Origin of the sequence: Bifidobacterium pullorum subsp. saeculare (assembly GCF_016899725.1) — a bacterium.
Lineage (GTDB): Bacteria > Actinomycetota > Actinomycetes > Actinomycetales > Bifidobacteriaceae > Bifidobacterium > Bifidobacterium pullorum_C.
The window spans coordinates 238,095-260,683 of record NZ_JACLYU010000002.1 but is presented as its reverse complement, the minus strand read 5'-3'; the positions used below and the strand labels follow the sequence as shown (position 1 = coordinate 260,683).

Here is a 22,589-nt window from a genome sequence, read left to right as displayed (position 1 = left end):
ATCCGCCGCTGTCCTTTCCTTCCCCGGGCCGGCGGCAACCGGCCCCTAGGCCGCTAATGGTCCGCGACCCGGGAATCCAGCAAGCAAAGCGAACCCATGCCCCCTCACGCCACCACGATGACCGAAGTACGGAAAACCAGCTGCACAACCTGCGGAAAACACGATGCTCACACTGCCGAAAGAACATTGAACACAAACAGTCACCTCGCCCGCGCCGGGCATGCCCGTCGCCGATTCCGAGAGGGAGGAGGGGATCAATGTGGGTGTGGCCACGCATGGGCAGGGCATCCCCGTGGACATCCTGGGACAGGATCCCGGGAAGGCGAAGGCCGACCTGGAGGCCGCAGGCTATCATGTGACGGTCACGCCGCATCTCTCGTCGAAGCAGTACGTGGGCAAGGTCTCCGGCTCCTACCCCGCCCCCGGCACCACCCTCAGCAAAGGCGCCGCCATCACCCTGTACGAAGGAGTCAACAAATCGTCCAATCTCGAACTTACGAGTATGGATAGTGGTGACGGTACACGGTTTGCGCAGCTACAAGTTAGCTCTTTCATCGGCATGTACTGCAAGGCCACCGTCACCGACCCCGACACCGACTGCATCACCCTCGAACAGACGGACGGGGCATTCCCCGGAGACCAAGCGTTGCAGATCAAAGGGCACGAGTCTACTGATTCAGAGAATGGCTTGGAATTGGGATATTATGGGCAATCCGCTTGCAATGTGATGCTTAATCCGGGCGGCGATTGTGGATATACCGCCGATCAATTGCCCATGAAGAACCATCTGCTGCTCAAGGACTGGGGCATGTTCGAGCTCTATGCTGGAGAGGGGCTTCCCAACTGCGGTGACACTGTCTGGGGCGATAACATGTTCGAAGCGTATTGTGACGCTGGCACAGTCAAATCCTGGGACAGCAACGATTGGCAAAATTGGCCGGGGACACCGGTCTGACGTACCGGATGAAGGATTTTCTCGTCTATTTCCCTGTCGGCTCTGACCTGAGCAAACTGGAAGCCTCAGGCTACTTCGACAAGGGCGCCCTCGGCGAAGCGAAAAAACAGAAGCCGGTCGACACTGACCGTCCGTTCATCCTCATGCGCGACCCCAAGCTATACGACACCACTGAGGTGCCAGTAACCACTGACACCACTCCAAGCAATGAGGATCATGGCTGGTGGGAACATACCAACCCATTCGTTCCCAACAATAACGACGGCAAGAACCCGCTCGTCCCCATGAAGCCGGCCGTTTCCGACGCGACGGTCTACTATCTCATGGAACAGAACACCGGCCTCGACTGGTCGTCCCTGCCCGACGCCAAAATCGACGGCGCAAAACCGTCAAAGACTTCATCGAACGCCGACGCAGTGCTTCATGAGGCCATGGAGCAGGCGGCTGGCGACTACATGTTCTCCTCAGGTAGCGGCGGTTGGGGTACGAATCTTCACGTGAACGCCGATGGCACGTTCTCCGGGAAATACCAAGATACTAACCTTGGCGATATCAGCGCCGAACATCCCCATGGCACGGCCAGACAATCCGAGTTCACCGGGCAATTCTCATCGGCACAGCGAAATGAAGACGGTTCGTACACGTTGCATTGCGTCGCAAATCGTCTTTCCGTGAAAGGAAATAACGGCGGGACACGGATTGAGAACGGGATGGCGATTACCACGACTGACCCCTATGGAATCACGCTATGCGACACATTCGTGTTGTATCCCAAAGGGTTCGACTCGGCGAAGATGAGCGAAAGCGAACGAGGCTGGGCTTGGTGGACATCAACGAGCTACAACGAGGGCGGCCCATTGCAACAAACAGCGCTGTCCAATATGAGCATGGGCGACGACGGCGAGCCAGTGAAATTGACATTCTTCCGAAAAGAATGAATGTGACACTGGGCTCTCAGCACGCGGCAGCCGGCCGCCGTCTGGACGTCAGCGGCGCAACCCGCGCCATATGGCGCGGACTGCGGCGACGAAACCGAGGCTGAGCGCGCCGGCCGCCACCGCGAACACCTGCGGACGGCGCAGCTCGTTGCGCACACCCACCGCGTCGGTGATGCAGTGGTCCTCGAACCACACGCGCACCTCATCGCTCGAATACCGCCCCACCAGCTCGCCCCATGTGAGCAGCCGTGTCACATACGCCATCGGGGCGCTTTCGTGGAACTCGAAGAGGCGGATGCCGCGCAACCGTGATTTCGGCCCATAGCATTCGAATCCGCAGGTCGGCGCGTACCCCAGATCCAGGCCATCCGCATGCCCGACGAACGAGTTCTTGTGATCATGGCCGCAGAATAGCGCGAAATAGCCGCCGGCCTCGCGCAGCGCGGCTACTTCGCCCACGTTCTCGTCGGCGCAGCCAATCGCCTCGCCCAGCCGGGAGCCAGGCCGGCACTTGTCCGCATCGAGCACGTAGCAATGCCCGGCGAAGGTGCGCGTGCCCTCCACGGCGTTCGGCGTCCAGGCCGGCACTTCCTTGAGACAGTCGTAGAACTCCTGCGGGGGGATGTGCTGGAACGCGATGGTCGGCACCGGCCGGCCGTCGCCGTTGCGCGCGCCGAGTTCGCGCTGCGCGACGCCGAGCCAGTCGATCGCCTCGGCGGAGGGAGTGCCGTAGCCGTCGGAATCCGCCAGGTCCAGGCCGCGCGGATTGGCGACGTACAGCGGGTACTGCGCGTCCCGCTCGGCGGGCGTGTCATGGTCGGCATAGTCGCCGGAATCGATCAGCGTCACGGCCATGGCCACGTGGTCGGTTCCGTCCGATGACATGACGGGGATGGCGAAGGTGCCGGCCTCCGGACCGGGGATGACCGCGGACGGGGCCTCCCCATCCGCGCCACCGGACCGCCCGGCGGGGTTGAGGCATCCGGGGAACTCGCGGTAGATGTCGTCCTGTTCGTCGGTCAGGATGCCGCACTGGAAGTCATGGTTGCCGTAGGTGGCGGCGAAGGGCACGCCGGCCTCGGTCACGGGGTCGAGGAACGCGGCGAAGGTGGACCGCACCTTGGCGCGGGTCTCGTCCATAAGCTCGTCCAGCGTGGCGCAAGCCGCGGCGTGGTCGGGCGTGGAGTCGTCATCGCCGCCGCCCGGCCGAGCGGGCAGCCTGCGGCGGATGCCCCTGAGCTTCGCCTCCACCAGCGTCACGGCGCGGACGCGCGCACCGGGATGCTCGCCCCGGCGGCGCAGGAACGTGTCGATGTAGGCGGGGTCGTAGCCGCGGATCTGGTCGCCGGTGAACACCACGAGGTCGGGCTTCGCCGCGCGGATCGCCTCGCGGATGAGGCGCACGGTGTCCGCATTGACCTGGGGGCCGTCCTGGATGTCGGCCATCTGCAGCACCCGGAAGGTGCCGTCCTCATGGAAACGCAATGCCATGGTTCCTCACTGTAGCGGCAAACAGCAAAGGGCGCCGCCTTCCGGCATCACACCGGAGGGCGGCGCCCGCATATCCATGCGTCACGCGTAGCGGCAGGCGAACGTCGCCATGCGCTCGAGCACCTCCTGGCTTTCGTCCAACCAGGTCATGCACACCGGGAACACATGGCCCAGCGCCTGCGTCTTGGCAATGGGCCAGTCATAGAGTTCGAACGGCTTGTGCAGCCGTGCCAGCGCCGCGGCGAAGGCCAGCGTCTCGCTCTGGATGAAGTCGTCGCCGCTGGTGACGAACATCATCGGCGGCACGTCCAGCGCCGCCAGGGCGTCGCAGGTCAGCCGCTCCGCCCCGGCCTGACGCAGCACGGCGAAGAAATCCGGACCGATGATGTTCCTGATGTCGCCGCCCTCGAAGCCTTCGCGCCGGCCGTCGGCATACCCGGCCACCTCGAACACGCCGGATTCGAACACGGCGCCCTTCACCGGAAGAGCCGGCCACTGCAGGCCCAGCGATGCGGCGAACTCCGGGTTCCGCGCGCACAGGCAGGCGAACAGCGCCAGACAGCCGCCCGCGGAATCGCCGGTCACGAACACGCCGCTGCCGTCCACCGGGTAGTCGCCGATATGTCCGGCGATCCAGGTCATCGCGGTGGCGATGTCCTCCAGCTGCCCACGGAAGTCGGCCTGGGGCGCGGGCCGGTAGTTCAGTGAGAACACGGCCACGCCCTGCGCGGCGAGATGCGTACAGAAGTTGCGGTTCAACTCCTTGTATCCGTAGACGAATCCACCGCCGTGGATGTCGACGTACACGGGGGTCACGTGGCCGCCACGCAGCCTGGCGTCATGCGGCAGGTACAGGTCGAGCAGATGCCCGCGCAGACCGTCCTGCGCGTACGGGATGTCTTCGAACACATCCACGCCGGCCGGGTCCTCCCACCGCTCGGCGCGCAGCTCGTCGCCGGTGGCAAAGGCCATGCGCATGGCCTTGATGATGCGGGCCCGGTCCGGATCGCAGGAGTCCAGGTCGCCGTCGATCTCCGTCCACCGCAGGAACCGGTCCAGCCCCTGGGCATCGGATGTCTCGTTCATCGGAAACTCATTCATCAGCGCACCTTCTTAATCGGCAGCACGAACACCGCGGACAGCAGCACCGAGACGATGCCGTAGACGAACAGCACGCGGTAGTCGTTGGCGGTCAGCGACAGCAACGCCGCGGCGAAGATCGGGGGCAACGACTGGGGGACGTTGCCTGCGATGTTCAGCAGGCCGAGGTCCTTCGCCGCATCCTCGCGCGACGGCAGCACATCCACCATAAGCGCCATGTCCACCGTGTTGAACATGCCGAAGCCAAGTCCGTAGATCACACCATAGCAGTACATGCCGGGGATAGACGGCATGATCAGCGGCATGGCGATCAGGATGGCCGCGACGATCACGAAGATCTTGCGGCAGCCCAGCTTGTCGGACAGACGGCCGCCCACGAGCATGGCGAGGGAGGTGGCGACCATGTTGATCACGCTCAGGGTGCTGATGACGACGCCGGTCTGCGCAGCATCGACCTTGATGTAGTCGGTGAGGATATACAGCTGGTAGTTGGTGATCGCCGTGTATCCCAGCACCATGAAGAACTGGCCGAGGAACGCGAAGCCAAAATCGGGGTGCTTGCGCGGATTGACCAGGAAGTTCTTCAGGAAAGCCTTCCAATCCATCGGCTTCACACGCATGCCGGTGCTGGGCTGGTCGGGGTTGAGCACCACGAACAGCACGCAGACCGCGATGACGATGCAGCCGAACACCGTATACGCCACGCCGATCCGATGCAGCAGGAATCCGGCGATGCTGATGCCGACGGTGCCGCCCAGCGCCGCGCCGACGCCGGCCATGGCCGAGCCGATGCCGCGGTCGGATTCAGCCACGCGATCGGACAGCGTGGTGGACAATGGGCCCTGCACCACGTTGAGCAACACCTGGATCAGCACCCAGCCCAAGACGATGAAGAACAGCGAAGTCGCGAACTGCATGGCGATGGTGCACAGGCCGCCGCCGATGCCGCCGATGAGGATGAACGGGGCACGCCGGCCGAGCTTGGACCGGGTACAGTCGGACACCACGCCGATCAGCGGTTGCACCACAATCGTCGCCGCGGCGGACAGGCTGGTGCACAACGCCAGGTTCCACGCCTTGTTCGCCGGGTCCAGGGCCGCCAGCTGCGCCTGGAGCAGCACACCGACCAGGACGGCCATGGCCATGAACAGGCCCAGGTAGCCGGCGCCCAGCGAACCGAGCAGCACGACGCGATCCTTGCGTGTCTTCGCGAAATTCGTCGGCGAGAACTCCTACGTCTGCCCGCCGCCATGTTCAGGATTGCCCATGATTCTCCTCCTTGAGGCTCTTCCATCGCATCCCGCGTCACCAATGTCGCGGGATGGATGGGGAACGTTATATCCGCGCCGGCACGCCCGCCCACAACGGTTTTCCATTCAATGGAAACGGCGGGAAGCGCAAGGCGCGGCAGGGCGGGAAATCATGCGGCGTTCCCGGGGACCGGTTCCTCGCCCGACCCCGGCAGCTCCTCACCCCAGTTCGGCAGGTCCCGCTGCCGCGGATCGCGAGGCATGCGCCTGGAGATGTTCAGGGCGGCGGAACGGACCATCGGCAGCAGCCTCGGGGTCTTGTCCTCCGGCGCGTACAGGATGCCGACCGCCGCAACGACCCTACGACGGGCGTCCAGGACCGGCGCCGCGATGGACCACACGGGATGCCCCTCGGGTTCGAACACGCAGTACCCGCGACGCACGATGTCCTCGCAGTCGTCAAGCACGCTGCGCACCGACGGGCGCGGCGTCGTGAACACCGCCCAGGGGAACTCGCCGTCCGCCAGCGTCGCATGGCGCACCCGCTCATCCGCATAAGCCAGCAGAACCCGGCCCACGCCGGTGGCGACCAGCGGCAGCGTGCCCCCGACGCAGTAGAACGTGGGCAGGCGGCGCCCGCGTTCCATCCGGCGGCTGAGCACCACGGCCTCGCCGCCCTGCAAGGCGGCCAGCTGCACCTGCTGCCGCGTCGCCAGGTTGAGGTCGTCGAGCACGCCGCTCGCCGCATCGCTGACAACCAGCATGGGATGCGACGGCATGCCGATCTCCGAAAGGTGCAGCCCGATGGCATACCGGCCGTCCTCCTGACGCTCCAGCATGCCGTGCCGGCACATGTCCTTCACCAGCCGGTGCACGGTGCTCACCGCCAATCCGGTCTTCCGCGAAATCTGGGTCAGCGATAGCTCCGGCTCGTCGAGGGAGAACAGATCAAGGATCGCCATGACACGGTCCAACACCCCCACGTTCGCCTTGGCACCGCCGTTCGCGCCGTCGTGTGCATTCGCCATGCCATCAGCCTCCTTGGCACCGCCGCACTTCCTTACCATCATTTTCACTCAGTGGAAAAGACGTTGGCGGCCACGCATCCGTCTCGATAATCGAAGGGTACCGGCACCAATCATCGCACAGCCGACAACGAACGTCGGTCTGGCACAAGGCAAGGAGCATTCCATGAGCGCAGCATTCCCCGACTCGTTCCTCTGGGGCACCGCATCGGCGGGCCATCAGATCGAAGGAAGCGACGACCACGCGGACACGACCTTCATGGAGCATATAGCGCACACCGTGTTCAGCGAGCCCGCGGGCAAGGCCAATGACAGCTGGAACCGGTGGCGGGAGGATCTCGACCTCGTGCAGGGCATGGGACTGAACGCCTACCGGTTCTCCGTCGAATGGTCCCGCATCGAGCCGGAACAGGGCGTGGTCGACCAGAGCGCCCTGGACCGCTACAGCCAGATGATCGACGGCTGTCTGGAACGCGGCATCACACCGGTGGTGACGCTGTGCCATTTCACCGCCCCCAGTGGTTCGCCTGCCGGGGCTCCTGGCTCAACCCCGACGCCGCCTCCTGGTTCGCCGACGAATGCGCCCGCGTGGCCGGCGCGGTCGGGGACCGGGTCGGCGCGTTCCTCACGTTCAACGAGCCCAATCTGCCGCAGATCCTCGCGTGGAGCGGCGGTGACTTCGACGACGGCATCAGGCCATGCTGGCGGAAGCGGAGCGGGTCACCGGATCCGACTGCTACCGGCTCGGCAACATCGTGCCGAAGGCGGACCAGCCCGGCATGATCGAGGGGTATGCCAAGGCGCACCGCGCGGCGGTCGCGGCCGTGCGCGCCGCATGCGGCACGGCGGTGCCCGTGGGATTGTCGCTGTCGGTCACCGACGACTGCGCCGCGGACGAAGGCGGCGAGGCCGTGGTCGCGCACAAGCGCGCCGAATGCTACGAGGTGTGGCGCGATGCGGTGGCCGGCGACGACTTCATCGGCATCCAGAACTACGAGCAGTGCGTGTATGACGCCAACGGCATCGTTCCCGCGCCGCAGGGAGCCCCGGTCAACGATGCGGGCGCCCGGCTCGATCCGGCGTCGCTGGTGCACTGCGCCCAGTACATCCACGGTCTGACCGGCCTGCCGATCTTCGTCACCGAACACGGCATCGGCACGAAGAACGACGAGCGGCGCTGCTCCTTCCTCGAAGGCTCCCTGGCCTGCCTGGCCAGCGAGCGCGGCGACGTGCCGGTGATGGGCTACCTCCACTGGACGCTGGAGGACAATTTCGAATGGATTTTCGGTTATTCCAACACCTTCGGCCTGTGCAGCGTGGATCGGACCACGCTGGACCGCACCCCGAAGCCCTCGGCGGACCTGTACGCGAAGCTGGTCGCCGGGTATCGGTCCTGACGAATCTCCTTCGTGCTGCCGGCGCGCGGCAGGCGGGCGCAGTCCCGCCTGCCGCGCGTTTGCGCAGGGGACGGCGGCGCGGGATATCAGGAGAACAGGCTCACGCCGCGGCGGCCCATGCAGTAGGCGTTGCCCAGCCAGGTGTGGCGGGAGTTCGGCCACACGGCGCCCAGACGCGGCGCGTTCTGACTCATCCAGATGCTCGGTACACGGCCGTCGGCGGACCGCGAGCCGAGCAGGTTGAAGCCGTTCTTCACCGCCAGCCAGTCGGGGTGCTGGGTGGCGATGGCCAGGCCCTCCTCCAGCGTGAGGGGGGTGCGGTCGTCGGAATCGATGAGTTTGCGGGCCACGTCGGGCTCGCGGTTGACGTAGCAGGTGCCGGTGTGCGGGTCCACGACCAGGTAGAACGGCCCTTCCGGTGGTTCGAAGCCGTCCTGCGGCAGGAAGCTGGCGATGTCGCGCGGCGGCATCGTGGTGAAGCCGGCCATGCGGTTGATCGAGGTGCGGGCGATCAGCGACTCCGGGGAGACCAGCTCGCGCGTGGGCACCAGCAGGATGTTGGCCCCGAGGTCGGAGCGCTCCAGCGCGCGGATGAGCGGCTCGGCGAGCGCGCGGAACGCCGCCGCGCTCATGTCGGCGACATCCGGGTAGCCGAGGGCGACGATGCGGTCGAGCTGACGCTGTGCTTCTGCCGATGCGATGGACATGCCTCCCAGTGTAGGCCAGTGTGATAGCAGGCGGGGCCCGGGCAATCATCGACTCGAACTATCATGGCCAGTATGGTCACCAAAGCGGAACTGCAACGGGAATCGTATGTGAGGGCGGCGCTTCATTCCAATGCGATGGAAGGATCCATTCCCAGCTCCGAATGGGTGGCTGACGCGCACGAATACATCCAAGGCAAGATCGATACCAAGGAAATGCGTCGTCGCGCTTTGGCACGTTGTGGAATCATGGCTGCGGAATGACCTTCGATCCCTACCTCATCCCCGGAACTGATGTGCTGAGGAACAAGCTTGGAGCGACGTCGCATGCCGAGCTCCGGGTCAGAGAGGCGGAACTCGTCGGCATCCGTATGGTGGAACTCGCATCCCGCCCTCCGCATGTGCATGGCACAGTCTCCGACTTGCAAAAAAAATTCATCATCACCTGTTTCAGGACGTCTACGAATGGGCGGGGCGAATCCGCGTCATCGATATGGGCAGGGGGGGCAGGCAACCCGTTCCAGACATTGTCTCGATTTGACGTAGGAACGGCATACGCCGAGCGTATTCTCCGCGAGGATCATATGCTGCGGGGACTCGGCAAAGAGTCTTTCGTGGCGGCACTAAGTCGCAACTACGACAATTTCAACATTCTGCACCCGTTCCGTGAGAGCAACGGCAGGACCCAGCGAATCTTCTGGTCGATCATCGCTTTCGACGCAGGGTGGAAACTTGACTGGTCGAAGACTGACTCAGCGGAAAACGACCACGCCAGTCGCATCGCCAGAAACACCATGGACTATGCGCCTCTGGAACGCATGTTCGGCGCCATTGCACACCCTAGGACCCCTGAGGACACACCGCTGGGATCCTTGGGAAGCATGCATAAGGCACTTCCCGACGAACCGATGACCCATTACGAAAGCACCGGAGATTACGAAGGCATTCCATCCACTGAAAAAGTCAGGCCGACTCCCATGATTGACCACATCATGCGCGGCCTCCATGCCAACCGTCCTACTCTACCCTCCCCATCAGTCACCCGTCAGTCACTCGTCAGCCAAACCCCCACTCCTGGCAAAGGCAGGAAACACAGCGCGGCGTCCCGGGATACGGAAGGTAGGGAACGGGGCGTGGCGCGGGTCGTAGGATGGAGGGGCATGCATCCGCCCACGGCAGAATGGGGTGAAAATGTCCGAGAAACTCAAGGTCGGCGTCATCGGCGCCACCGGCATGGTCGGCCAGCGGTTCGTGACGCTGCTCGAGAACCATCCGTGGTTCGAGGTCACGACGCTCGCGGCCTCCGCGCATTCCGCGGGGAAGACCTACGAGGAGGCCGTCGGCGGCCGGTGGAAGATCGAGACCCCGATGCCGGAGTCGGTCAAGGGCATGACGGTGCTCGACGCCGAGGATGTGCGGGCCGTGGCCGATGGCGTGGACTTCGTGTTCTCCGCGGTGAACATGCCGAAGGCCGAGATCCGCGCGCTCGAGGAGCGGTATGCGAAGACGGAGACGCCGGTCGTCTCGAACAATTCCGCGCACCGCTGGACGCCGGATGTGCCGATGGTGGTGCCGGAGATCAATCCGGAGCATTTCGAGGTGATCCGCCATCAGCGGGCCCGCCTCGGCACCACGCGCGGCTTCATCGCCGTGAAGCCGAACTGCTCGATCCAGGCGTACACGCCGGCGCTGGCCGCATGGCGCGAGTTCGAGCCGCGCGAGGTGGTGGTGAGCACCTACCAGGCGATCTCCGGCGCGGGCAAGACCTTCCGCGAATGGCCCGAGATGGAGGGGAACATCATCCCGTACATCGCCGGCGAGGAGGAGAAGAGCGAACGCGAGCCGCTCAAGGTGTTCGGCCATGTGGACGAGACGAAGGGCGAGATCGTGCCGTTCGACGGCGCTCTCAAGATCACCTCGCAGTGCATCCGCGTGCCCGTGCTCAACGGCCACACCGCCACCGTGTTCCTCAACTTCGGCCGCCCGGTGGACAAGGAGACGCTGATCGACCGCCTGGTCAACTACACCTCGCAGGCGGCGAAGCTCGGCCTGCCGCATGCGCCGGAGCATTTCATCCAGTATCTGGCGGAGGACGACCGTCCGCAGGTCCGCCTGGACGTGGACTACGAAGACGGCATGGGCGTGTCCATTGGCCGCCTGCGCAAGGACACGATCTTCGACTACAAGTTCGTGGGGCTGGCGCACAACACGCTGCGCGGCGCCGCCGGCGGCGCGCTCGAATGCGCCGAGATGCTCACGGCGCTGAAGTACATCCAGGCGAAGTGAGCCGGTCTGAAGAAAAAGGCCGTGCGCCGGGTCGGAGCCCGGCGCACGGCCTTTCGCTTTTGGTCTGGTATGTGGTCCTGCCCGTTCGGCGGGGCCGGCTCAACGGCCGGTGCCGCCGTACACGACCGCCTCGATCTGGTCGGCGTCCAGGCCGTAGGCGGTGTGAAGGGCGCGCACGGCGCTGTCCAGCTGCTCCAGCGGCACCAGCGCGGCGATGCGGATCTCCGAGGTGGAGATCATGAGCACGTTGATGCCGTTCTCGCTCAGCGCGTTGAAGAACTTGGCTGCCAGGCCGGAGTGAGTCTTCATGCCCACGCCCACGACGGCGACCTTGCCCACGTTCACGTCGACGTCGAACTCACGGTAGCCGAGCTCCTCGTGCTTGGCGATGAGCACATCCTGCACCTCGCGCACGCTCGACTCGGGCACGGTGAAGGAGATGTCGGCGGTGCCGGTGGAGGCGCCGGCCTGCACGATCATGTCCACGTTGATGCCGGCGCCGGCCAGCTCGGTGAACACCTTGGCGGCCATGCCGGGCTCGTTCGGCACGCCACGCAGGGTGGCGAAGGCCTCGGTGCGGTCATGCGCCACGCCGGAGATGACCGGCGCCTCGGGGCCGAGGTCGGGGAAGAGATCGCCCATGGATTCCTGATTGTCGCTCATGATGCCTGTGCTTTCGTCTGTGATGGGTGTCTGATGGCTGGTGGGATGGCGGCTGGCGGCCTGGCGTCAGCCGATGTTCGGCAGGGTCCGCGGGTCCACGCCGTCGGGCACGACCAGCGTGCCGGGGCGGTGCGAGAAGGAGGAGCGCACGTGCAGCGGCATCTTGAAGCGCTGCGCGTACTCGACGCAGCGCAGGGCCAGCACCTTGGAGCCACAGGAGGCCATCTCGAGGATGGCGTCATAGCCGATGACGGGGATGCGGCGGGCGGTGGGCACGATGCGCGGGTCGGCGGTGAACACGCCGTCCACGTCGGTGTAGATTTCGCAGATGTCCGCGCCGAGCGCGACGGCCAGCGCGACGGCGGAAGTGTCGGAGCCGCCGCGGCCGAGCGTGGTGGCGTCGCCCTTCGCGTTGATGCCCTGGAATCCGGCGACGATGGCCACGTCGCCCAGCGAGAGCGCGTTCTTGACGCGGTCGGGCTTGACGGATTTGATGTGCGCGGCACCGTAGCGAGCGTCGGTGAAGAAGCCGGCCTGCTGGCCGGTGAAGGAATGGGCGCGGTCGCCTTCCGCATGGATGGCCATGGCGAGCAGACTCATCGAGATGCGTTCGCCCGCGGTCATGAGCATATCCATCTCACGCTCAGGCGGGTTGGAGTCGATGCTCAGCGCCTGGTCGATGAGGTCGTCGGTGGTGTCGCCCATCGCGGAGACGACGACGGCCACCTTGTTCCCCTTCTTCTTCGTCTCGACGACGCGGCGGGCCACGCGCTTGATGGACTCCGCGTCGGCGACGGACGAGCCGCCGTACTTCTGCACGATGAGAGCCACTGCTGTCCTCTTCTCTCGGAAAGGGTGCGATGCGTGACGATTCTACGCAATCGGGATGATTATAGGAATCGCATGGCTGGCGGCGTCCCGCGCCGCCCACCATGCGAACCGCCGATATGCCGGCGGCCCTGGCCTCCTGGACCTCCCAGGCCGTTCAGGCCTCACGGCGGCCGGCGAGCGCGCGGCCGAGCGTGATCTCGTCCGCGTATTCAAGGTCGCTGCCGACGGGCAGGCCGCTGGCAAGGCGCGTGACCTTGATGCCCACCGGCGTGAGCAGACGGCTCAGGTATGTGGTGGTCGCCTCGCCTTCGATGTTCGGGTCGAGCGCGAGAATGACCTCCTGCACTTCGTTGGTTTTGAGCCGGTCGAGCAGCTTGGCGATGCTGAGGTCCTCGGGGCCCACGTTGGCCATCGGGTTGATGGCGCCGCCGAGCACGTGGTACAGGCCACGGTATTCGCGCGTGCGTTCCACGCTCATCACGTCCTTGGGCTCCTCGACCACGCAGATGATGGTGTGGTCGCGGCGTGGGTCGGCGCATACCGGGCAAGGGCTGGACTCGCACACATTGCCGCAGATGTCGCAGAAGCGCACCTTGGCCTTGACCTCTTCGATGGCTTCGACGAGCTCGTTGGCCTCCTCGTCCGGCGCGGACAGCAGGTGGAAGGCGATGCGCTGGGCGCCCTTCGGCCCGATGCCGGGCAGTCGGTTGAATGCGTCGATGAGCCGCTGGATGGCTCCGTCATATGCCAATGCCATGTCTCACTCCTCCGTGTTCCGGGCGTTCTGGTTGGCCGGGTTGCGTGGGTCGTCGGCGGCGAATTCCTCGACCTGTTTGACGTCGAACATGCGGCGGATGTCGTCGATCGCCACCGCGCCGGCCTCGTCGAGCGACTGGTCGTTCAGCGAATATTCGTCGGCGGACGCGTCCGTATCTGGTGCGGGCTGGGACGCGGCGGAGGCGGTTGCCCGCGCCATGGCAGAGCCGGGACCGCGGTCCGCGCCCGCATGCGGCGCGGTCTGGCCGCTCGGCTCCCAGCCGCCTTCCTCGCCCATCGGACGGATCGGCCCGGGCAGGCTCCATCCGCCCTGCGGCTGGGACAAGCCGGAAGGCACGCCTGCCGCGGGCGCATCGGGCGGCGGCACATCCTTCCAGGGGTCGTCGTACCCGGGTTCGGTGGGAACTGCGGCTGTGGAAGGGTGGTGTTCCTGGTCCGGCATGGCGCCACCGGCCATCTGCGCGTCGAACGGCACATGCGTGGTTCCGAGAGTGGACCACGGGTCGTCGTCGGAGGTGTTCCCGGCACCGCCAGGCACGGGCGCCTGGGCGGGGGCGGGCGCCACGGCGGGAGCGGCCGGCGCCACGGCGGATGCGGCCGTGGCGGACACATCGGTGGCGGAAGCGGGCGCGGCGGCGGACGGGGCGGGCGCGGCCCACGGGTCGGTGGGGTCGCTCAGGTCAGGCACCGCGACATGCTTATGGGGATGGTCCTGGGTGTCCGTCGGTTCGGCGGCGCCATGCGGCCCGGTCTCAGGTGCGACACCGGATTCCGTGGCCATGGCGAAGCCGTCCGATACGGACGTGACCGCAGCCGCCGGCGCGGCCCATGGGTCGACGTCGTCATCCGCGCGGGCATCGGCCGCCGGCGACGGGGCTCGGTGGTGGGGTTCGTCGTCATCCGCGCCGGTCCCGGTTGCGCCGGACGCAGCGGCTCCGGCATCGGCGGCGTGCTGCGGCGCGGCGTCATGCGCCTCGCCAAGGTGCTTCGTCGCGGCCAGCGCCGCGCCAAGGTTCTTCTTGAGCAGCTGCGCCTTGATGCGTTGCTGTTCCTCGGGCGGCAGTTTGCTCCAGGCCGGGGCCTGCCTGCCGTCCGCCATCTTCTCCGTCGGGGCGAGGGCCACCTGGTCGCCGAAGGCCTTGCGCACCTCGGCGCGCAGCATCTTGACCACGGAGGTGGTGCCGTCCCGCTCCTCGCCGGCCGCGGCGAGCGCGAAGGCATATTTGCTCAGGGGGGTGTCGAACTTGATCCACAGCCGGCGTCTGGCCTTGCCTTCCGGATCGAGGTGGATGCGCGGCACCTTCGTGCGGTTCACGTATCCGCGCACATCTTCGGGCAGGCCGGCCACCAGCGCGTCCCAGATCTCGTCGGGGCTCTTCGGCCGCTCCGGGGCCTGCGCCGTGCCATCGAAGCTGATGGTCCCGTCGGCCACGGTCGTCGGATGAGAAGGCTCGCTCACGGTCGTCGGACGGACTTCCTTGGCCTGGGCCGCCTCGGGTCGGGCCGCCTCGGATTGGCCGGCGATGGGCTGAGCCGTCTTGGGCTGGCTGGTAACGGGTTGACCTGCGGCGGACTGACTGGCTTCGGGCCGTTGGTTGCGCGAAGCCCCGGCGAAACCGGATCCCTGGCGGTTACGCGAGGCCCCGGCGAAGCCGGAGCTCCCGGCGGTGCCTGCCGCGGCGCCGCCAACGGCCGGAGCGCCGGCTTGACCGGTCACCGCACCGCCGCCTGCGGCCGAAGCACCCGGCATCGTGGCGGTGGAGCCGGCCGGCGTCGCCGGGCGGTCCGCCCATCCGGACTCACGGCCGGCGAGCAGACGGGCGGCGAGCAGCTCGAGCCGCATGCGCGGCGACGTGGCGCCGGACATGGAGCCCAACGTGGCGTTGATGGTATCGGCCATCGCGGTCAGCGCACCCAGACCCAGCGCGCCCGCCTGACGGCGCAGGTCGTCCATGTTCTCCGCTTCGGCGGCGTCGGACATCACTGCCTCGGCACGCTCCCCCGCCAACGTGAGCACCAGCAGGTCGCGCACGCGGGCGAGCAGGTCCTCCACGAAGCGCTTCGGGTCAAAGCCGCCGACCACGACCTTCTGGATGACGCCGTACAGGTCCTCGCCATTGGCATCGACCACCGCGTCGATGGCCTCGCCGATGAGCGCCTCGGGCGTGAATCCGAGCAGAGCCACGGAGGAATCGTGGGTGATCACACCGTCCACGGCGCCGACCATGAGCTGGTCGAGCACGGACAGCGTGTCTCGCATCGAGCCGCCGCCGGCGCGCATCGCCAGCCTGAGCACGCCGGGTTCGGTCTTGATGCCTTCCTTGGCGCAGATGTCCTCCAGGTACGGGCCCATCACCTCGGGCGGCACCAGGCGGAACGGATAGTGGTGGGTGCGCGAGCGGATGGTGCCGATCACCTTGTCCGGTTCGGTGGTCGCGAAGATGAACATCACATGCTCGGGCGGCTCCTCGACGATTTTGAGCAGGGCGTTGAAGCCCTGCGGCGTGACCATATGGGCCTCGTCGAGGATGAAGATCTTGTAGCGGTCACGGGCCGGGGCGAAGCCGGCGCGTTCGCGCAGTTCGCGGGCGTCGTCGACGCCGTTGTGGCTGGCGGCGTCGATCTCCACCACGTCGATGGAGCCGGGGCCGCCGGTGGCCAGGTCGCGGCAGCTGGCGCACTCGCCGCAGGGATGCGAGGTCGGTCCCTTCGCACAGTTGACGCAGCGGGCGAGGATGCGCGCGGAGCTGGTTTTGCCGCAGCCGCGCGGACCGGAGAACAGATAGGCATGGGTGAGCTTGCCCGCGTCCAGGGCGCGCATCAGAGGGATGGTGACCTGGTCCTGCCCGATCACACCCTCGAAGGTATCCGGCCGATACCGCCGGTACAACGCCAAAGCCATTGTCCTCAACTCACTTTCCACCGTAGAACGGTCACCATACGGTCACCATGTCATGCCTCCGCCCCGCGGCCGCCGCCGCGGGGCTCCCGCTCATCCCGGTCTCCGTCGTCTTCCGTCGATTCTAACCGTCGATACCGCAAGCGGTACTTTTTTACCGACGCCGTGGCGTCGGCGCGCTGGCAGCCGCCGCCATGGACGCCTAGCCAAGCCATCCGCGGTTGCCTCGGTATGCCCCCGACCGTACACTGGGTGTCCATGGGCAGGAGCACTCCGATGGCGACGGTCAAGGGCGACGCACGGCGCGCCGCGATTGTGCGGGCAGCCTATGAGATCAGCCTGGAGACCGGCTTCGCGAAGGTCACGGTAAGCGACATCGCCGAGCGGGTCGGCATGACGCGTTCGCTCTTCTACCATTATTTCCCTGACAAGGAAGCCGTGGCCGACGCGGTGCTCGAGGAGGTGAGCGGCCGCATCCTCGCCAAGCTCCAAGCCTGGGACTCGGTGCGCGAGACCGGCAACATCCGCAAGGCGCTGGCTGACATCGTGCGCCTGACGCGCAGCCTCATCGCGGACGAAAGCCCGTTCTCCAGCCGCATGCTGGCCGGGGGCAACGCCGAGCTGTACCTGAAGTTCGTGGCACGTATTTCGGACCGCATCGCAAGCCTGCTCGAACGCACCACCGTGCGCGACTTCGAACGGCTGCACGGCATGCCGATCGCCCATGTGCACGAAACTCTGGTGCTGCTCATCAGCGGTCTCATCGCGCTTATCCGCTCACATCCTGATATCCCGGACTCCACGCTCAGCGCGCTGGTCACGCAGACCCTGCATCTCGACAATTATCTGGACGCACCCGGCGCCGCGGCCCCGGCTACTCCTTGAAGTCGCCGGTGATCGGATCACGGCCGTCGCGCGCGATGGCCGCCTCGGCGCGCTCGGAGGCACGGCGCGCATGCCATTCGGCCACCGCCGGCGGCGCCAGCACACGCAACGACCTGTCGCAGACCTCGACCCGCACCGGCAGACGCCCCACGACCTCGCCGTCCGCCATGAGGACCGGCGGCTCCGCGCCCTCGGAAGCCCTGGTGATCTCCACACCGCGCACGCGGCGCCACCCGAACAACCGGCTGGACAGCAGCCGGCCGTCGTAGAGGTGCGGCAGCACCGCGGCGATCTCCCCGAGGGACGGCACATGGTCCAGCCACACCAAGTCCAGCAGGCCGTCGTCGAAGCACGAGTACGGCGACACCTCGATGCCACCGCCGATGTGCCGCGAGTTGGCGACGGTGAGCAGCGGCGTGACGAGGTCATGTTCCTCGACGCTGCCGTCCGCCAACGTGGCCGTGACATGGTAGCCGTACCGCTTCAGCCGGGTGAGCTCGACGAGCACAGCGGCCAGGTAACGCACGGAGCCGTTCGGCAGGCGCGAGCGGTTGGCCCTGGCGTTGATGCTGGCATCCAGACCGCAGGAGAGCATGCCCGCGTAGTAGCGGCGCTCCGAGTGGGACTGCCCTTGCGACGGCGCCACGCATCCCATGTCCACGTCGAGATGGGTGCCGCGCACGATGGCTCCGGCGATGCCGTCCACCGCGGTCTCGATGCGATTGACCGGCAACCGCAGGCCCCGCGCGAAGTCGTTGCCCGAACCGATGGCCACGATGCCCAGCGGAATGCCGGTGCCGCCCACCGCATTCGCGCCGAGGGCGATCATGCCGTCGCCGCCGACCACGACGAGATGGCTGTACCGGTCGCGATGCTCACGGGCGTTGGCCAGCGAATCATCGAAGCTGGTGCCGGTCAGGTCGATGACGTCGAAGCCATGCCTCATGCCCGCGTCGGAGAGCAGGTCGAACACCCGGTCCTGGACCTTGGCACCCCTGCCGTTGTCCGAGGTGGGATTGCCGACCATCGCGATGGTCGCACGCGCAGTCGTTTCGCTCATGCGCCCCACGATAGCCCGCATGTCCTGTCCGCTTCAATCCCTGTCGCAGGCAACGGGCCCCGCCCTGGCCATGCGCAACAGCTCGGGCACGAACGGCACGTCCGTGGGCATGGCGACGCCGACGACGACGTCCATGCCCTCGATGGCGCAGCGTTCCAGCCGGCCGCCGTTGGCTGTGGCCGAGGTCTGCGCGACGGCGCATGGATTCCCCACGCCCCGTGACAGGGCCTCGGCCGCGCCCACAGCGGCCAGGTCCGCCGCCGAGCGGGCTCGGGTTCCGCAGACGAACAGGCTTCCGGCCACGGCTATCGCCGTCAGCAGGATGCCGGCCATCGCGACCAGCGCCGCGCCGGCGACGGTGCCCGACCCGGGGTCGTCCCGGGCAAGGGCGCGTCCGGGCCGCGCACTTCGAATGCCGCGTTTCCCGTTCCCGGCACCGCCGCTCATTGTCCGACTCCGACGGCCGTGCCGGTCACCCGTGTGGGCAGGACACCAAGCGGACCAGGCAGCACCGGGCAGCCCACCGTGACGGTCACGGCGCCGTCCGCGCGGCTGATCTCGACCGTCGCGGAGCCGCCGGCCGCCTCCTTCGCCACGGCCACGGGGTCGCCCTCGCCGCCGGCGAGCACCGCTTCGCGCGCGGCCGCCGCGGCCGCGTCCTGGCAGTCCATCGACACGACCACGACGCGGGTCAGCGACAGCAGCAGCGCCGCCATCACGACGACCACAGGCAGCACCATCGCGAACTCGGCGGTGGCGGCGCCGGTCTCCCACCCGCCAGAACGCAGGCGGCTGATCCGCCCGTGCACGCGCCGGGCGCGGCGGGGCGGCCGGCGTGCCCGTCTTCGCTCGTCCAGGCGTTCCATGGCCGTCACGCGATGGTGAGCGCCTGCTTGACGATGTTCGTCAGCAGGGTTTTGACGGTGCTGGACTTGAGCAGCGTCACCAGCAGTGCGGCGAAGCCCGTGGCCGCGACCAACACCACCGCGTATTCGGCGGTGGCGGCGCCCTCCTCGGGTTCCTCGGCAAGCGTGCGCATCCTGGCGTCGAGGACGCACAGCCGCGCCTGCGCGGCCCGTCTCAGCTGCGCGGCCCGCTCCCTGGCATAGGTGAAGTAACCCGCCGTGCCGTCGGCGGTGACGGGGATGTGGGTGTCCATGATGGTCCTTTCCGTGGTGTTCGCCCGGCCGACCGGCCAGGTACCCTCCACTGTGCGGCATCGGCATGGGCCCGTGCCAGCCGTGCGGGGCATTGTGGTCGGATCCCCGGGGTTATCCACCGGCCGGGCGTGTCGTCCACAGGGATTGTGGATGGGCGCCGCCGCCATCCACATCGGCCGGAGACTCCCCCGCGAAACCGACCGAACGCAACCGAACACGCGCCGTCGGCCTCACATTGCGACACGCCGACATTCCCCCGTCAACCGAACACGACCGCACAAACTTCCCGCACAAGACGCACGCAACCGGCCAACTCACTCGCCAAGCGAACAGGCACCGATCATTTGCGAAAAGAAGCGCACAAGGACCGCATCCAGCTTGCACGCCCAGCCGCGCACGCCTAGATTGTGAAGTACAAGGAAAACCGAACAGAGCAGAGCCCACAAAGTGATATGATCAAGAACGATCGTTACGTTGAACGGGCATTGGAAAGACTTACCGTTACGACGATGATGTTGTGCAGAGATTCTGCTCCCCGGTTGGACTTGTTCGAAAAGACCCGCTTCGGCGGGTCTTTTCGTTTGTGCGGCGCATGACGCTCCGACGCGCGCCGCCAACCGGCCATCGAAGCCCTCCGCAGCCGTTGGAACCGCACGCTCCCGCACAGGAACGCCACACTCCCGCACAAATTTCCATCCACATATCTTGTGGACGACACGCCCGGACGGTGGATAACCTCGGGGATCCGACCACAATGCCCGTGCGCGCTTGGAGCTCCCTCGCCACCCGAGGTTCAATGCCGTCCATGGACGCTTATCTGACCTCATCCACGCTCCGCCACGGAGCCAGTGCCACGGCGACGGCCCCCCGCACCGGACTGGACGCGCCTCCCCATGCCGCCGGCGTCTCCCCGGCGGCGTCGCGCCCGCATCCCGCGTCGCCGCGTCCCCTGGCCGTGCGCGCCGAAGGCCGGGGCGTCCTTCCCTCCACCGAGGCCATGCCGGGCAACATCGTCACGTTCACCTCGCCCAGCGGCGGGACGGGGCTGAGCACCCTGGCGGCGATGCTGGCATGGTCGTTGTCCTCGATGGACCTGCGCTGCGCGTTGGTCGACGCCGACGTCGACGGCGGCGGGCTCGACGTGCTCCTGGGCATCGAGGACGAGCCCGGCCTAACCATGCAGGAGCTCCACGCCCCGTTGGGCTCCCTCGACGGCGATGCGCTCAACCTCGAACTGCCGGTCTGGGAGCATGTGCGCGTGCTGGCCTTCGCGCCGTGGCGGGGCGAGGCGCCCGACCCATGGGAGGTCCAGGCCGCCGTCCATGCCCTCGCCGGGGCGAACCGCGTCGTGCTGGTGGACGCGGGCCGGGGCCGCTCCCTCGCCGAGGCGCCCGACCTCGTCTCCGGCATGCATCTGGTGGGCGTCGAGCTCTCCGTGTTGGGCCTTGCCCGTGCCAAGGCCCACCTCGCCAGGCTGCGGCGCGAGGGCGCCGGTCCCCCGCTCGCCGTGGGGTTCGAGACCCGCGGCGCACCGCGCGGCGCCGGAATCGTGGCCCTTGCCGAGGCCGCCGACTATCTCGGCATCACCGTGCTCGGTCCCATCAAAGCCGACGCGCGCCTGTGCGGCGGCATCCTCGAGGGGCTGGGCATCGAATCCATCCCACGGCGCAACCGGAAGACGGTCGAAGGCATCGCCGTGCGGATCGCGCGGCAAGCCGGCTGCGATCCCGACGACGAGGGAGGGCCGTGACATGGCCGGCGAGGCATGGTCGGTGGCGTTCGGCCCGCTGGAGGACCTGGCCCGCGACAGGTCCGTGACGGATGTGGCCGTGACCTGCGACGGCCGCGTCTGGGCGGACCGCGGCGCGGGCATGCGGGAGCACCGTCCCCGGCTGCCGTTCCGCTCGCCGCAGGTGGTGCGCGACTACGCCGTGCAGTTGTGCGCGCAACTTGGCCGCAGATTGGACGACGCCCGTCCGATTGCGGACGCCTCGAGCGTGGAGGGCGTGCGCGTCCACGCCGTCATCGCCCCGATCGTGCCGCAGGGCGCGGCGGTGTCCATCCGCTTTCCCGACCGTTCCAAGGCCTCGCTGGCGGCGTTGTGCGCGGCGGGCATGTTCCCTTCCTCCTGGCTGCCGGTGTTGGCCGGCCTGGCGCGGCGCCGCGCCACGGTGCTGGTCACGGGAGGCACCGGCGCGGGCAAAACCACGCTGCTCAAGGCGCTGCTGGGCGAGTGCGACGCCGGCGAGCGGCTGGTCATCGTCGAGGAGGTGCGCGAGCTGGGAGGCCTCGCCCACCCCGACACCGTGCCCTTGGTCACCAGGGAAGCGAATGTGGAGGGTGCGGGCGCGGTCGGGCTGCCCGCGCTGGTCAAGGCCACGCTGCGTATGCGCCCGGACCGGGTGATTCTGGGCGAATGCCGTGGCGAGGAGATCGCCGACCTGCTGCGCGCGTTCAACTCGGGGCATCACGGCGGCATGACGACGATGCACGCGGACGGCGTGGACCGCGTGCCCTCCCGTCTGGTCTCGCTCGGCCTGCTGGCCGGCCTGTCCCCGCAGGCGCTGGCCATGCTCGCCGAGGGAGCGTTTGACGTGGTGCTCCATGTGGAGCGCGATGCGCGGGGCCGGCGCATCGCGCAGATCGGCCGGCTCGTGTCCGGGGACCGGGGGCTCGCCGGTCTCCCGCTCGCCTCCTGGGACGGGACCGGACGGCCATCCCTCGCCCCGGCGTGGGATGGTTTCGCCAGGCGATGGGCGTCGCCGACGCTCCGGATGGCGGCACGGACGCCGCGCGCCGCGCCGTCGGCTTACGCGCCGCGGCCATCCCGAGCCGAGCGGGGAGGCTTGCGATGAGCATGGCATGGGCTCTGGCGATGGCGGCGTGCGCCGGATTGTGCACGACGGCCGCGACGGGGTTGTGCCTGATGCCCGGCCCGGCCGCGGGACGGCTGCCAGGGCTATCCGGTCCACGCCGGGCATCGGGGCGCGGGACGGCGCCGGTTGGTTTGGAAACGGCGATGGCCACGGTCATCGCACGGTTGAAAGGAGGTGCCCCACTGGTCGGGGCGTTCGAGGAGCTGGGGGCGACGCGGTTCGCCTCGCCTCGGCTCACGGAAGCCCGCATCGCGCGGGTGCTGGCGGGGGCACGGCTCGCCGGCGAGCGCG

General features: G+C 67.4%; 21 protein-coding genes and 1 pseudogene. 9 read left to right on the top strand and 13 right to left on the bottom strand.

What is annotated here, in order from left to right:
- The first annotated feature begins 220 nt into the window (after positions 1 to 220).
- Positions 221 to 955 carry a PASTA domain-containing protein gene (locus H7U32_RS02500; protein WP_204467738.1) on the top strand — a complete coding sequence of 245 codons (735 nt, stop codon included), beginning with the start codon at positions 221 to 223 and terminating at the stop codon, positions 953 to 955.
- Between the two features lie 8 nt (positions 956 to 963).
- Entirely contained in the window at positions 964 to 1,893 is a 930-nt protein-coding gene (locus H7U32_RS02495) for a hypothetical protein (RefSeq protein ID WP_204467736.1), read from the top strand.
- A 48-nt stretch (positions 1,894 to 1,941) separates the two neighbouring features.
- Here the strand turns inward: H7U32_RS02495 and H7U32_RS02490 are convergent, their stop codons facing one another.
- From H7U32_RS02490 to H7U32_RS02475, 4 genes are all read right to left on the bottom strand, one after another.
- Positions 1,942 to 3,384 carry a metallophosphoesterase family protein gene (locus tag H7U32_RS02490; protein ID WP_204467735.1) on the bottom strand — a complete coding sequence of 481 codons (1,443 nt, stop codon included), beginning with the start codon at positions 3,382 to 3,384 and terminating at the stop codon, positions 1,942 to 1,944.
- Between the two features lie 81 nt (positions 3,385 to 3,465).
- Complete coding sequence (locus H7U32_RS02485; protein ID WP_204467733.1) at positions 3,466 to 4,470, bottom strand: alpha/beta hydrolase; 1,005 nt, start codon at positions 4,468 to 4,470, stop codon at positions 3,466 to 3,468.
- Positions 4,471 to 4,484: 14 nt separating this feature from the next.
- The gene (locus H7U32_RS02480) at positions 4,485 to 5,672 is read right to left on the bottom strand and encodes an MFS transporter (RefSeq protein ID WP_204467731.1); all 1,188 of its coding nucleotides are present in this window, start codon (positions 5,670 to 5,672) and stop codon (positions 4,485 to 4,487) included.
- A 233-nt stretch (positions 5,673 to 5,905) separates the two neighbouring features.
- Positions 5,906 to 6,763, bottom strand: coding sequence for an IclR family transcriptional regulator (locus tag H7U32_RS02475; protein WP_204467730.1), 858 nt, complete (start codon positions 6,761 to 6,763; stop codon positions 5,906 to 5,908).
- Here H7U32_RS02475 and H7U32_RS11765 point away from each other — a divergent pair.
- Positions 6,696 to 7,268, top strand: a pseudogene (locus tag H7U32_RS11765) (family 1 glycosylhydrolase); the annotation flags it as partial. The gene H7U32_RS02475 and the pseudogene H7U32_RS11765 overlap by 68 nt on opposite strands.
- 190 nt (positions 7,269 to 7,458) lie before the next feature.
- A complete protein-coding gene (locus tag H7U32_RS02465; RefSeq protein ID WP_239457429.1) occupies positions 7,459 to 8,157 on the top strand; it encodes a family 1 glycosylhydrolase in 699 nt (232 codons plus the stop codon).
- 86 nt (positions 8,158 to 8,243) lie between these two features.
- On the opposite strand, the gene H7U32_RS02460 is transcribed toward H7U32_RS02465, so the two are convergent.
- The gene (locus H7U32_RS02460) at positions 8,244 to 8,864 is read right to left on the bottom strand and encodes a DUF5701 family protein (RefSeq protein WP_204467725.1); all 621 of its coding nucleotides are present in this window, start codon (positions 8,862 to 8,864) and stop codon (positions 8,244 to 8,246) included.
- Between the two features lie 72 nt (positions 8,865 to 8,936).
- Here H7U32_RS02460 and H7U32_RS02455 point away from each other — a divergent pair, with 72 nt between their 5' ends.
- Both H7U32_RS02455 and asd read left to right on the top strand, forming a co-directional pair.
- The gene (locus H7U32_RS02455) at positions 8,937 to 9,125 is read left to right on the top strand and encodes an antitoxin VbhA family protein (RefSeq protein WP_204467723.1); all 189 of its coding nucleotides are present in this window, start codon (positions 8,937 to 8,939) and stop codon (positions 9,123 to 9,125) included.
- Positions 9,126 to 10,052: 927 nt separating this feature from the next.
- Positions 10,053 to 11,147 (top strand): aspartate-semialdehyde dehydrogenase, encoded by a 1,095-nt coding sequence (gene asd, locus H7U32_RS02450; protein ID WP_204467721.1) that lies wholly within the window; start codon positions 10,053 to 10,055, stop codon positions 11,145 to 11,147.
- A 99-nt stretch (positions 11,148 to 11,246) separates the two neighbouring features.
- On the opposite strand, the gene H7U32_RS02445 is transcribed toward asd, so the two are convergent.
- The 4 genes from H7U32_RS02445 to H7U32_RS02430 form a co-directional block, all read right to left on the bottom strand.
- Positions 11,247 to 11,810 (bottom strand): ACT domain-containing protein, encoded by a 564-nt coding sequence (locus H7U32_RS02445; RefSeq protein ID WP_204467719.1) that lies wholly within the window; start codon positions 11,808 to 11,810, stop codon positions 11,247 to 11,249.
- Positions 11,811 to 11,876: 66 nt separating this feature from the next.
- Complete coding sequence (locus tag H7U32_RS02440; RefSeq protein WP_204467718.1) at positions 11,877 to 12,641, bottom strand: aspartate kinase; 765 nt, start codon at positions 12,639 to 12,641, stop codon at positions 11,877 to 11,879.
- A 154-nt stretch (positions 12,642 to 12,795) separates the two neighbouring features.
- Positions 12,796 to 13,398 (bottom strand): recombination mediator RecR, encoded by a 603-nt coding sequence (gene recR / locus H7U32_RS02435; RefSeq protein WP_204467716.1) that lies wholly within the window; start codon positions 13,396 to 13,398, stop codon positions 12,796 to 12,798.
- A gap of 3 nt (positions 13,399 to 13,401) precedes the next feature.
- Entirely contained in the window at positions 13,402 to 16,320 is a 2,919-nt protein-coding gene (locus H7U32_RS02430) for a DNA polymerase III subunit gamma and tau (RefSeq protein ID WP_204467714.1), read from the bottom strand.
- 255 nt (positions 16,321 to 16,575) lie between these two features.
- Between H7U32_RS02430 and H7U32_RS02425 the strand changes: the two genes are divergently transcribed.
- On the top strand, positions 16,576 to 17,202 hold the full coding sequence (locus tag H7U32_RS02425) for a TetR/AcrR family transcriptional regulator (RefSeq protein WP_239457428.1): 627 nt from the start codon (positions 16,576 to 16,578) through the stop codon (positions 17,200 to 17,202).
- Here H7U32_RS02425 and H7U32_RS02420 read toward each other — a convergent pair.
- From H7U32_RS02420 to H7U32_RS02405, 4 genes are all read right to left on the bottom strand, one after another.
- Positions 17,192 to 18,262, bottom strand: a complete 1,071-nt coding sequence (locus H7U32_RS02420) for a diacylglycerol/lipid kinase family protein (protein ID WP_204467712.1) — start codon at positions 18,260 to 18,262, stop codon at positions 17,192 to 17,194. The genes H7U32_RS02425 and H7U32_RS02420 overlap by 11 nt on opposite strands.
- Positions 18,263 to 18,295: 33 nt before the next feature.
- Positions 18,296 to 18,709 carry an Rv3654c family TadE-like protein gene (locus H7U32_RS02415; protein WP_204467710.1) on the bottom strand — a complete coding sequence of 138 codons (414 nt, stop codon included), beginning with the start codon at positions 18,707 to 18,709 and terminating at the stop codon, positions 18,296 to 18,298.
- Complete coding sequence (locus tag H7U32_RS02410) at positions 18,706 to 19,002, bottom strand: TadE family type IV pilus minor pilin (RefSeq protein WP_239457442.1); 297 nt, start codon at positions 19,000 to 19,002, stop codon at positions 18,706 to 18,708. Before H7U32_RS02410 ends, H7U32_RS02415 begins: the two co-directional genes overlap by 4 nt.
- A gap of 131 nt (positions 19,003 to 19,133) precedes the next feature.
- On the bottom strand, positions 19,134 to 19,421 hold the full coding sequence (locus H7U32_RS02405; RefSeq protein WP_204467709.1) for a DUF4244 domain-containing protein: 288 nt from the start codon (positions 19,419 to 19,421) through the stop codon (positions 19,134 to 19,136).
- An 806-nt stretch (positions 19,422 to 20,227) separates the two neighbouring features.
- Here H7U32_RS02405 and H7U32_RS02400 point away from each other — a divergent pair.
- Complete coding sequence (locus H7U32_RS02400; protein ID WP_239457427.1) at positions 20,228 to 21,172, top strand: P-loop NTPase; 945 nt, start codon at positions 20,228 to 20,230, stop codon at positions 21,170 to 21,172.
- Position 21,173: 1 nt separating this feature from the next.
- On the top strand, positions 21,174 to 22,277 hold the full coding sequence (locus H7U32_RS02395) for a CpaF family protein (RefSeq protein ID WP_204467707.1): 1,104 nt from the start codon (positions 21,174 to 21,176) through the stop codon (positions 22,275 to 22,277).
- The last annotated feature ends 312 nt before the right edge of the window (positions 22,278 to 22,589 follow it).